13 protein-coding genes and 2 tRNA genes are annotated in these 11453 nt (G+C 45.7%); 5 read left to right on the top strand and 10 right to left on the bottom strand.

All coding sequences use genetic code 11. From position 1 onward, the window contains the following. The 3 genes from ACM64D_RS11910 to ACM64D_RS11900 all read right to left on the bottom strand — a co-directional run. Positions 1–237: hypothetical protein (locus ACM64D_RS11910; RefSeq protein ID WP_415063443.1), on the bottom strand; the 237-nt coding region annotated here is incomplete at its 3' end. Between the two features lie 15 nt (positions 238–252). Beyond that, complete coding sequence (locus ACM64D_RS11905) at positions 253–741, bottom strand: pentapeptide repeat-containing protein (RefSeq protein ID WP_415063446.1); 489 nt, start codon at positions 739–741, stop codon at positions 253–255. A 693-nt stretch (positions 742–1434) separates the two neighbouring features. Continuing rightward, positions 1435–1926 carry a cytochrome C gene (locus ACM64D_RS11900; protein ID WP_415063442.1) on the bottom strand — a complete coding sequence of 164 codons (492 nt, stop codon included), beginning with the start codon at positions 1924–1926 and terminating at the stop codon, positions 1435–1437. Between the two features lie 118 nt (positions 1927–2044). Here ACM64D_RS11900 and ACM64D_RS11895 point away from each other — a divergent pair, with 118 nt between their 5' ends. Beyond that, positions 2045–2509, top strand: coding sequence for a hypothetical protein (locus tag ACM64D_RS11895; protein ID WP_415063441.1), 465 nt, complete (start codon positions 2045–2047; stop codon positions 2507–2509). Next, the gene (locus tag ACM64D_RS11890) at positions 2506–3852 is read left to right on the top strand and encodes a GAF domain-containing protein (protein WP_415063440.1); all 1347 of its coding nucleotides are present in this window, start codon (positions 2506–2508) and stop codon (positions 3850–3852) included. The genes ACM64D_RS11895 and ACM64D_RS11890 overlap by 4 nt, the downstream gene beginning before the upstream one ends. Before the next feature lie 11 nt (positions 3853–3863). On the opposite strand, the gene ACM64D_RS11885 is transcribed toward ACM64D_RS11890, so the two are convergent. After that, a complete protein-coding gene (locus ACM64D_RS11885; protein WP_415063439.1) occupies positions 3864–4679 on the bottom strand; it encodes an arylamine N-acetyltransferase family protein in 816 nt (271 codons plus the stop codon). Continuing rightward, complete coding sequence (locus tag ACM64D_RS11880; protein WP_415063438.1) at positions 4676–5194, bottom strand: MarR family winged helix-turn-helix transcriptional regulator; 519 nt, start codon at positions 5192–5194, stop codon at positions 4676–4678. The genes ACM64D_RS11885 and ACM64D_RS11880 overlap by 4 nt, the downstream gene beginning before the upstream one ends. A 176-nt stretch (positions 5195–5370) precedes the next feature. Here ACM64D_RS11880 and ACM64D_RS11875 point away from each other — a divergent pair, with 176 nt between their 5' ends. The 3 genes from ACM64D_RS11875 to ACM64D_RS11865 all read left to right on the top strand — a co-directional run bounded on the left by ACM64D_RS11875 (position 5371) and on the right by ACM64D_RS11865 (position 7436). Further along, the gene (locus ACM64D_RS11875) at positions 5371–6039 is read left to right on the top strand and encodes a hypothetical protein (protein WP_415063437.1); all 669 of its coding nucleotides are present in this window, start codon (positions 5371–5373) and stop codon (positions 6037–6039) included. A gap of 219 nt (positions 6040–6258) precedes the next feature. Then, positions 6259–6915: a DUF6629 family protein gene (locus tag ACM64D_RS11870; protein ID WP_415063436.1), complete on the top strand. Its 657-nt coding sequence runs from the start codon at positions 6259–6261 to the stop codon at positions 6913–6915. 311 nt (positions 6916–7226) lie between these two features. Then, entirely contained in the window at positions 7227–7436 is a 210-nt protein-coding gene (locus ACM64D_RS11865; protein ID WP_415063435.1) for a hypothetical protein, read from the top strand. Positions 7437–7989: 553 nt separating this feature from the next. Here the strand turns inward: ACM64D_RS11865 and ACM64D_RS11860 are convergent. The 5 genes from ACM64D_RS11860 to ACM64D_RS11840 form a co-directional block, all read right to left on the bottom strand. Then, positions 7990–8847: a BRCT domain-containing protein gene (locus tag ACM64D_RS11860; protein WP_415063434.1), complete on the bottom strand. Its 858-nt coding sequence runs from the start codon at positions 8845–8847 to the stop codon at positions 7990–7992. A gap of 163 nt (positions 8848–9010) precedes the next feature. Beyond that, complete coding sequence (locus tag ACM64D_RS11855; RefSeq protein ID WP_415063433.1) at positions 9011–9265, bottom strand: hypothetical protein; 255 nt, start codon at positions 9263–9265, stop codon at positions 9011–9013. Between the two features lie 504 nt (positions 9266–9769). Then, positions 9770–9845, bottom strand: a tRNA-Glu gene (locus ACM64D_RS11850). A 27-nt stretch (positions 9846–9872) separates the two neighbouring features. Beyond that, positions 9873–9948 (bottom strand) — tRNA-Lys (locus ACM64D_RS11845). A 153-nt stretch (positions 9949–10101) separates the two neighbouring features. Next, positions 10102–11400, bottom strand: coding sequence for an adenylosuccinate synthase (locus tag ACM64D_RS11840; protein WP_415063432.1), 1299 nt, complete (start codon positions 11398–11400; stop codon positions 10102–10104). Positions 11401–11453: the final 53 nt, after the last annotated feature.

The raw sequence follows: 11453 nt of genomic DNA, 5'->3' as shown, positions 1-11453 counted from the left end.
CGTTATCGCCGCCGCCGTTATCGCCGCCGCCGTTATCGCCGCCGCCGTTATCGCCACCGCCGTTATCGCCACCGCCGTTATCGCCACCGCCGTTGTCGCCACCGCCGTTGTCGCCACCGCCACCGTTGCCGCCACCTGGGTTGCAATGAGGATTGTGAGCATTTGCAGGAGTGTTACAACCGTTGCCTGGATCTGGAAGAGGATCAGTAGAGTGTCCAGGGCCGCCGCCGCCGTCACCGTGTCCAGGAGGGTTTACGCCGCCGCCACCATTGCCGCCGCCGTTATTAGATCCACCACCGTTATTAGATCCACCGTTGTTAGATCCACCATTGTTAGATCCACCGTTGTTAGATCCACCGTTGTTAGATCCACCGTTGTTAGATCCACCACCGTTATTAGATCCACCGTTGTTAGATCCACCACCGTTATTAGATCCACCGTTATTAGATCCACCATTGTTAGATCCACCGTTGTTAGATCCACCGTTGTTAGATCCACCGTTGTTAGATCCACCGTTGTTAGATCCACCATTGTTAGATCCACCATTGTTAGATCCACCGTTGTTAGATCCACCGTTGTTAGATCCACCATTGTTAGATCCACCGTTGTTAGATCCGCCGTTGCTAGATCCACCATTGTTAGATCCACCGTTGTTAGATCCGCCATTGTTAGATCCACCGTTGTTAGATCCGCCGTTGTTAGATCCGCCGTTGTTAGATCCGCCGTTGTTAGATCCACCATTGTTAGATCCACCATTGTTAGATCCACCATTGTTAGATCCGCCGTTGCTAGATCCATCACCGTTGCTAGATCCACCACCAGCGTTTCCATTGCTGCCGCCATTACCTTGATTGCCGGGGCCGGTATTGCCGTTGCCGCCGCCGCTATTGCCTGTGCAAAGCTTAGGGTTTTTTGTGCAATCAAACGTTTGGCCATTCGGGACGTTATCAGTTTTTGCAAAACCATAACTTGGACCATTCAGTACTAGCGAAGCAATTGCCGTCGCTATTAACATCTTCTTGTTTGAAGTGATCATTAGTTTCTCCTGTATTTTGTAACGAGGAGGAAACTAAAGAAAATTCGGGATATTTGCAATAGTATGATCTGTGACATTAAACCAAAAATTGTTACACCGTTGACATGCTGCTTAAAAATCTAACAAAGGTAGGGAGCCAATATGTCCGGAGAAAAACGCTTTAGTTAAGAAAAATGGGCTCCAAAGCGCAATAAACTTGTTTATAGGGCGATTTTCGTATTTGGGTACAAATGTTGTCGCGCTTTTATGAAAAAATGAAATTGTGTTTAATGAAAATAAATATTTTTTTTAGCTCAAAAAATTCCACGTCGGTTGGAATGAGAAAAAATTCACTCCTGAGGACAAAAAACGTCATTATGGGGTGGTTTGAGTGTCTCAATCCACCCCTTATTTAGAGTCTATTTTCCTGGCTTGGGCATAAGGACATCAAAATGCACGTAAGGTGTTTGAGGTTTTTCTCCGGGAGGAAGTGCGTCTGGGATCACCTGTTGATTGTCTCCCAATGACTTAATAAAGCGATACAAAGAGCGCGAGTCATTTTCCCTGAGGGCATTGACGGCGAAGAAGGGCATCGGAGGTCGTGATCTCAGTGTTTTTAAATGGTGGACCCATTCATCTTCACTCATGCCTGCAACTCTGCTGCGTAAATTTGTGGCATACGTGGTTCCCCAGGGGCCCATCCATCCGATAGGGCTTCCAATGAGCCAGTCTTTTTCGGGGACCTCGCCATTTTTGAGACCATACATGGGAGTGTGGCAATCGTTACAGCCGATCACTCGTGCCAAGTAGCGTCCTTGTTCAATGCTCGGAGCTAAAGCTTTATTTCTATTCTGTGCCCAGGTCGGAGTGGCGATAAGACAGCCTAGCAAAATCATTTTATTTAGTGTCATGTTTGTTCCTTTTCTAAACTTGATGAAGACAGTGTACCGTTTTGCCGTACACGGGATTCCTAGAAATGTACTAAAAAAATCTTAAATTTTTCCTAAAGGGCCTGTAGGATAGGCAGTCATGGATATTAATGAGCTAAAAGACATTATCAAATTGGGAGTGGGCATGGTGGTCGCCACTCGCGATGCCCAGATGAGGCCAGATATCTGCGATGGCGCTGGGATTAATATCTCTTCGGACGCCAGCAGGATGACGATCTTCCTTGTTCAACAACGAGCCACTCGTACTTTGGCTAATATTGAGAACAACCGCAGTATTGCCGTATCTATGTCTCGTCCTCCAACCTATGCCGCCGCACAAATCAAAGGGCACGTGACTCGGGTCAGACCTTTGGATCCTGCGGAACAACCCATCGCTCAGGAGTGCGCGACAGCTTTTCAGCGAGAAATTCAATTGATTGGTGTCACTCGAGAAGCTGCTATGGGACTTAGACTCGTTCCTGATATTGCGGTTGATGTGAGTATCGAGAATATTTTCATTCAAACACCCGGCCCTAAAGCGGGGCAATCTATGGGGTCACCTTGAGTATAAAGTTAGCACAACTGGATTGCTGTTTTGAAGGAGTCATCCCATCGACGATTGCCACCTGTTCTCAGGATGGAACTCCGAATGCGTCTTACTTGAGTCATGTCTATCGAGTTGATGAGAAACATGTTGCGACTTCCTTTCAATTTTTCAATCGAACCCGCGCAAACTTGATGGAAAATCCTTACGCCGCGATTCGAGTCAGACATCCTGTGAATTTGCAGTCATACCGACTTAGAACAAAGTATGTCCGCAGCGAGGATCAAGGGCCTGTGTTTGATCAAATGTCCGTGAAAATGGATGTGATCGCCGCTTATGAGGGGATGGGCTCCATATTCAAGTTGAAGGCTGTCGATATCTACGAAGTCCTTGAGATCGAGCAGGAGGAGGGTGAAACAGACTATCACCCTCCGATGACGGATTGTCCGTTTGAGAGTCGTGAGGATCTTGAGCTTTTGAGAGTCATCTCAGATAAGATGAATCAAGTCATGAGTCTTGAAGAGTTGTTTGATCAGTCGATGCAACTTTTAAATCGGTATCTGGGATGGACCCATATGATTCTTCTTCTTGCTGATGAAGATGAAAAGTTGCTGGTTACTCACGCAAGTTTTGGTTATGCGGTGGGTGGTGTTGGGGCCGAAGTCAAATGGGGAGAGGGGCTGATCGGACTGTGTGCAGAACATCGCCGTCTGCTTCAGGTTAATGCCATGGCCGAGGTCTTTCGTTATGCCAAAGCCGTTAAGCTCGGGGTTTCTTCGGAGGCACTCACTCCGAGAATTCCGCTGCCAGGACTCACGAACCCGGCCTCTCAAGTGGCTGCCCCCATTAAAGCTCACGGAGAGTTTATCGGAGTTTTAGCTGTTGAGTCTGAAACCAAAAGTAACTGGGGTCCGCGGGATCAACTGTTTCTATCTACTATCACGAATATGTTAGGCGTTGGGATTAGCGCTTTAGAAGCCAAGGGCAGAGCAATGAAGGTCGCAAGCCAACAAGACTCTCACGCTCTCAAAGAACAAAATCCGATCTTGCGCGTTCGTTATGTTCCTGGTGATGACTTCATTTTTGTTAATGACCAGTATCTTATAAAGAACATTCCAGCTCGAATACTATGGTATTTGCTTCAGACCTTTTCTAAGTCCGGACGTTCCGAGTTCTCCAATATGGAGCTTCGCGCGGAAAAAAGTCTAAATTTACCCGAGATTAAGGACAATCTTGAAACGCGGCTGATCCTTCTTAGAAAACGACTCGAGGAGCAGGCGTCAGCAATCCGATTGGTTTCTAGTGGACGAGGTAAGTTCAGGCTGGAAGTTTCCGGGCGTTTAGATTTTTCCTCGGGCGAATAAAATTAAATTTTTTAGCGATTCACTTTGTTCCAGGCTAACTCGGAAATGGGTGTCGGAACGTCTATTTTGAAAATGGTCTTCATTGTGTTCTTTAGATCGTCGGCATTTCGTAAAGGCGTCCTTTGTGTGGGGACAAGTTCTTCATTCAGATGAATGAGGTCCGTTCCTTGTAGCGTAACCAGGCCCTCCCTCGTGGGAAGAAGACACATGAAGATGGATCTGAAGGGAGAGCGTCCCCACGTTGAAACGAAGTGGTTGGCTACTTCGATGTCGATGGGAAGGATCGGCTCTTGAGAGATAATATAAAGACCTTCCCATTTTCCAGCGATTTTTCTTTGCAGGTGCATGTTATTATGGGGCTCTTCGACAAAGCGATAGGTGGCGCCGTTTTGAGTGAATTCGAGTCCTGGGCGGAAGAGAGCGGGCTCTGTTAATCCGGGGCCGCCAAAGCCCACATCGACGAACCACTCTTCGTTGTCGCAGTCCACAGCGAAAACAAGATGAGTTTTGGGGCCGGGGGTGGGTCGCCCATAGCTTACGCGAGCCATTAGTTTTCTATATTTAAAACCAAGGGAATCAAGGGCGCCGCTTAAGAGGCCGTTGACCTCAAAACAATATCCCCCTCGCCCCTGATTCAGAATTTTCTCAATCACTTGATCCAAAGAATAAAGAATAGGGATGTCGGCGAGGACGTCGAGGTTTTCAAAAGCAATGGAAAAGCTGTGGGCTTGAACAAGATCTTTGAGGCCGGCGAGATTTGTCGGAGGCTGCTGTTGGAGGCCAATTCTTTTAAGATAGGACGACATAGGAAAGGAAGATGTATTCATTTTTTAGACTCCTCTTTAGACTCGAGATCTTCAAGAAGCATCAGATATTTTTTTAACATCAGATTCATTTTGTTTTGTTCTGTTTTGCTGACAAGATTTGCTAGGAGGGTGTTGTCCTTAATGCGTTCTCGTAGCACGGCTTCGACCTTGTTTTTTCCTTTGTTCGTGAGGCGAATTTGTATGCGTCGGCGGTCTTCGGAGTGCAGATCTCGTTCGACCCATTGGGCTTTGATCATCTGATTGATCATAGCGGTGACGGACCCGGAGGTGAGAAGACTTGCTGCCATCAAATCTTGGGCGCAGAGAGGCTCGGGGTGTTTTCGGCGAAGCGCCGCTAAGGCTTCGAATTGGGAGCGCGTGAGTTCGTATTTAACCAAAGTTCTATCCAGACGTTGCCCCAGTATCTTACTGAGTCGAGCAATTCGATAAATAAATTGTATGTCTGGAGATAACGCCGGAAGGGACGCTCTTTGCTGGAGCCATTCTTCAAAGAATATGTCTATGGAGTCATTCATCTTGATATCAAGATAATATGGAAATATCTTGATATCAAGATGATAATTATCTCGGATCTACGTAAGACATCCCGGAGGAGAGCCTGGGCCTAAATCGGGATTACTAAGGGCTCCCTAGTACTTTTCTTGAGAGCGAGTTTTGTGCGGGCTAACATAAAGCCTTACGAGGAGATCTTATGTTGAAACGACAGGTGGCCTGCGGACTTCTTTTATTAATGGGACCTTGTCTGGCTCTTGCAAAAGAGTTTCCAGTTCAGGCGCGCTTTTTCTTGGGATCAACCGGTGTCGATCCGCAGAATGTGAATCAAACGATTGAACCTCTCGGGTTAAAAAAGATGGAGACACATAATCAGATTGGTCTTGAAGTGACTTATCCGATTGTGAACTTTCTTGAAGTCGGTCTTCGCTATTCTAAAAAATTTGCGAGCAGTGATGAAAAAGATACGGATCTTATGACAGATTATAGCGCCAAAGTGGACCAGGACGCGGTCTTGCTTTTGGCCAGAGTCCCTATCGTTAAGACCGACATCTTCCGGGCGGATGTTTTTGCGGGCTTCGGAGGAACAAACACGACATTCAAGTTAACGACCGCAGGGCAAAATGGCGAACTTAAAAAGTCTGCAGCGGAGGGGTGGTTCTCAACTCCCTATACGGCGGCCGGGGCTTCTGTGGGATTAGGGTACAATAAGATCTATTTCTTCGCCGAAGGGGGCGTTGAAACGAATAAAGTGGATGGATTTGAGCGCTCAGGCTCTATCAATGGTAGCCTTAGCACTGTGGATCTCTCGGGATCGTATTTTATGATCGGGTTGATGATTGATGGAATTCCGGGAAGTTTTAAATAACCGTTGTTAGATCGCAACGAGAACAGAATAAGATGCAGATTGTTCGGGGGGGCAGATGAGCCCCCGTTTTTTATTTCAGAAAAGGCATGCTTAAAAGCAAGAGTGGTCTCTTCGTTTATAATAGATATGTAGCGCGATCCGTGTGTTTTTTGCTGAAGAGGCTAAACAAAGATACCAGTTTTCCTTTTTCGAAGGACAATGAGGTGTCTGGAGGAACGTATGTGCTTTTCCGCGAGTGTAAGTTATGGCTCGGCAGCGCTATTGATATCGACGGGGGCAGTGACGACGCTGGGGAATACGTCAAAGCAACACCGGATGATCGCGGCGATTCCTTTTTTGTTTGGCATTCAGCAGGCGGCGGAGGGAGTTGTTTGGCAGTCGACGGGATCGGGGCTGGTGGGGAATCTCAGTCAATATGGAGCCCTGCTGTTTGTCGCGGTGGCACTTGTGGTTTGGCCGAGTTGGCTTCCGTGGTCGCTGTATCAAGTTGAAGAAAATGAAAAAAGAAAAACAATACTAAAGGTGATTGGCTTCATGGGGTTGGGGGTGTCGCTGTTGGCGGCCTCCGTGCTTTATACTGTGGAGGTTCAAGCCTACGTCGTTGGTCATAGTTTGGGATATTCGTTTTTAAATATGAAAAGGTTCTGGCCAGCGAGCATTGATTTTCTAATATACGATATTCCGACGATGATCCCATTTTTTGTATCGAGTCTGCGAACGGTGAAAAAAGCGGGCTATTTGGTTTTTGCGGGGATGGTTCTTGCTCAAGCAATCAATCGAGAGGCGACAACGTCGATCTGGTGCTTCTTTGCGGCCGTGATTAGTTTGTATATTGCGGTGAATGTTCTATGGGGGCAGAGGGGGAGGTTGGTGTGAGGTGGCGTTCGGGCTCGCATCCTGCGAGGGCGATGAGCCCCCGTGCCGGAGCACGTCGCGTGTCGCGAGCTTTGTGAACTATTTTTGCGCCGGCCTTCTAAGTTCAAAGCCCCTTGGGAAAACCAGGCTGGGAGACGTTCTTTGAGTAGTCCTGATAAAATTTTAAATAGAAATCAGATGATAGCTTTCTTTCCATGGCTTCAAATTGATGATGTGATTCAAGTTGGAGACTGGGAGCTATCGCCAGTTACTAAGAACTTACCGAGTCAGAAGACGATCTCAGTATAAAGCAAGTACTAAAGCCCTATCATTTGAATGTAAAAGTTCAAATTCGACATGCAGCTATCTTGCGCCAAAAGGAAAAAGGACGTTTTGATGTTCTATCAAAAGAGGAAATGAGTGATTATTTCTTAATGGGCGAGCTTTTATCATTCTCTGCGACCGTTACCCGAGATCTTTTGGGGTGGACATATGCTAAGACCTTTGGGGCAATATTCATGAAAGCATTTTTTGCTATTTGAGAGCCAATTCCGATGACACGCAAACTCAACTCCAAGCTGAATTGATGTTCGCAATGGGCGCATTTGAGCCTCTGTTTGAAGTCGACAATGGCAAATGTGATCTATCTGCAAAAGCGTTTGTTCAAGCTATGGGTCAAATTATATTGGAGGAACCAAAGGCCACTTGAGAAAATGTCCAACTTCGAATCTGTGAGAGAAATCTGGATGCGTGCTCTTTGCGTCAGTAGAGGAGATTTAGCCCACCGTCGAACCAAGCAAAAATATAAATCTATTTGGTCGCCACACGAACACCTTTTATTGGCATCTGATATTTTTCCGATTGCGCTAAAGAGTATCCTCTCGAAATTAAATCTATATACGATTTCAGAAGATGATCAAGAACGTTTATTTTACTTGATAGAAGACTTCGAGTTGTAACCTTATATAGTATTTCTGGGAATTCCGAAAATGAAGATTTCGGCTGGAGCGAGGTTCGAAAGTCTGCCGTTTGGGATTGGCAGATAAAGAAAGAAGAGCTAAATCCTCCTAAGAAGAAATCAGAACTCGCATAGCTTCAGACATTTAGAGCATCCCACAGATCCGCTTCGCATATTAACGCGGTTGTGGAGCCATTTCGACGGTGCATGATCACACCTTCAATTTTTCGACCATAGGTCGCGTGAGTCCACGCAACATTAGCTTCTTCGCAAACAACAAGATAACCAAGAGACTTAGATATTCCAGTTACAACTTTTCCTCCGCGTTCAACGATCTCTTCAATAATCTTTGCACGCGGTCCTCTCTTGGATCCTCCAGTGATACAAAAAGTCTTTCCTTTAAAAGTAATCATTGGATCTACTTCCCAAGGAATCAGAGGGCAACTTGTTGAAATTGATTTGTTCTCGGTCCAAGAGCACGCTTGAATCAGGAAATCCTTCTCTTGTTGGCTTAAAGTCTTTTGATGACCGATCTGCATAATTAGCGAGTAAATTTCGTCATAAGGGAACAGACCTTTTAAGACTTCATTGTCATTCAACCATGTCCACAGATAAGACAACTCGGAGCTTAGGATCACTCGATCGGCGGCTATCCCGATAAGCAAGCCATGCAACTCTTGGCATCTTTGCGTAATGTCGTCATAAAAGGTAGTGGAACATTTATCAATAGCCCAGAGAATATCTTTACACTCTTCAACTGTAAAGACTCCGTCCTCAAGTGCCGAGTAAAGAGATTCAAATACAGAGTGGACACCCGCGTTTCCTTGGAGGAATGAATAGTTGTCTATCCAATTCTTTATCGTTGTATATTCAAGGTCATTTAAAGCCTGATCGGAAATAACGCCTTCAATAATACCCTTAAGAACCGTAAGAGCTTTATCGGTCGTTGATTTATTATGAATATACGTTTCGCTGTATCTGATTTGCTTTTTCATGATTTATATTTCGGAATATAAAAGAAGTGAGTTTAGTCCAGATTGAGCTAATATAGGCAGCATCTGACTGTGTCGAAAATGCTCCAAGATGAGACAGTTCATTCAATAATGTATATTAGTTAATAAAAATCTCTTGGCTGTTCATTCGCAGGAACAAGCATCTCTAACCCGATTTTATTCTCTTTAGCTCTGAAATCTGAGTTTTCAAGTCTGCAACGGTTTGTGAAAGATCTCTATTTGCTTTTTCAATATCAGCAATTTTTTGAGCAACCCCATTAAGAGCGCCAGAAATTTGATTTGCAGCCTCGATAAACACATCAATCTTTCGTCTACTATCGGTGTGGCTATGTGACTTTACCAACAAATCCGCTAATTGTTTTATTATCTTCAGTGCGTCTTCCGTTTCTCTATTTTCCAAAAGCCCTCCCGCAAATAAAACAGTATATCGGTTTGTGTTTAATATCAATTCGTCGTGTCAAATCGATACATTAATACCAAGCTCGACTCGGCAAAGCGCCGCCGCGCCCGTTAGGCCGCAGCAAGCTGAAGAGCGGGCCTATCCGCTACCCTCAACTGCAAAGGAGTAGAGTATGTCTCACCGATCAAGATCACCGCAACTGTACAGTCGGCAGCATGCGAACAAGCTATCGACAAAGATGGCAAGTCCCTATTTCAACTGTTAGTAGCGATTGAGCGAAAGCAAAAAGTGGGAGCGAAAGAAGTTGAGGCTGAGGATTTTTCGAAACGCTAACAAGTGAATTAGAAATTAAACCCTCTGACAAATCTGTAAACGTCATTCTCGAGCAATACGCAATTTATGATGAACGCTCGAAGAAAGTTACCTTTATTGCCGAGTTAAAGTTGAGTAAAAATAAAAAACCCGAATCTTTCGATTCGGGTTTTTTATTTTTAATACAAAATTTGGCGTTCCCAAGGGGATTTGAACCCCTGTATCCTCCGTGAAAGGGAGGTGTCCTAGGCCCCTAGACGATGGGAACGTGTAGAGAAAAAAACGAACTAAAAAATGGTGGCTCGCGATGGATTCGAACCATCGACCCCTTCATTAAAAGTGAAGTGCTCTACCAGCTGAGCTAGCGAACCACTGTCCGTTTAGGAAGTGCTAATTTGTAGTAAGAGGGGAGCAAAGTCAATACTCTTTCTTGCAGTTTTTTAAAAAAAATCGTGATTTTTTTTGGTGTTTTTAGGGCTTTGCACAGAGCTTAAGCAAAGCCCTAAAACAGGCTGCAAGTATGCTTATTTATTGAACAAAGGTTTGACCCACAATGTCTGTTCGCGCCCCGGTCCGACAGAAATCACATCGATCGGAGTTCCTAACTGAGAACCCAAATAATCGATATAGTTTGTGGTAGGACGTGGCAGATCCGAGAGGGTTTTTACTTTCGTCAAATCCTCTTTCCAGCCAGGGATCCACTCAATGACCGGTTCGACTTTTTCAAGTTCGTAAGGAGATGTCGGAAGTTCCGTGATGATTTCACCATTGAGTTTGTACGCTGTGCAAACTCCGATGCGATCGTGTCCTGTAAGGACATCCAGCTTCATCATGGCCAAGTTTGTAATTCCATTCACGCGAATGGCGTATTTCAAAGCGACAAGATCCAACCAACCACAACGACGTGCGCGGCCCGTGGTGGCGCCAAACTCGTGACCATCTGCTTGGATTTTTTGTCCCACTTCGTCTTTAAGTTCCGTTGGGAAAGGGCCACTGCCCACGCGAGTGGTGTAAGCCTTAAAGACGCCGATAACCTGTTGTACGCTCATGGGGCCAATACCGGCACTTGCGCAGGCGTTGGAAGAAAGGGTCGAAGAGCTGGTTACGAACGGATATGTTCCGTGCATGATATCCAACATGGTTCCTTGGGCGCCTTCAAAAAGAACACGCTTCCCGGATTTTAGATTTTTGCTAATAAACAACGAGGTGTCTTTGCAGCGGTACGGAGCCAAGTCTTCCGCAACTTCGGCCAAAGATTTTAAGATCTCGTCAATTTTGAAACCTTGAGCTTTGTAGTAGTTCTCAAGCATGAAGTTCTTTTCTCGCAAGGCCAATTCAATCTTCGCTTTCAAAGTCTCTTGATCGAAGATATCGCCAAACAAAACGGCACGACGAGAAGCGCGGTCCTCGTAAGCAGGTCCGATGCCTTTGCCAGTGGTGCCGATTTTATTATCACTCAACGCAGCCTCACGAGCAGCATCAAGAGCCTTGTGATAGGGAAGAATGATCGCCGCTGTATCTGAAATTAAAAGCTGTTTTGGGTTTTGCAAAAATCCCGAGTCTTTGAGTTTTTTGATTTCATCGCGAATCGCGAAAACATCAATCACCACGCCGGAGGCAATTACGCAGGTTGTTTCGGGGCGAAGAACGCCACTGGGAACTAAGTGAAGAACTGTTTTTTGCCCGTTAACGACAAGAGTATGTCCTGCGTTGGCTCCCCCTTGGTAGCGAACAACCATGTCCGCTTTTTCCGCGAACACATCAATCAATTTACCTTTACCTTCATCGCCCCATTGGGCTCCGACAACAACGACACCAGCCATGGAAAAATCCCTTCAAAAAAGACCTTAAAAATGTCTCTCAAGAGGGCAGATCA

Source organism: Bdellovibrio sp. (genome assembly GCF_047637665.1).
Taxonomy (GTDB): Bacteria; Bdellovibrionota; Bdellovibrionia; order Bdellovibrionales; family Bdellovibrionaceae; genus Bdellovibrio.
This window is presented reverse-complemented; position numbering and strand designations above follow the sequence as displayed.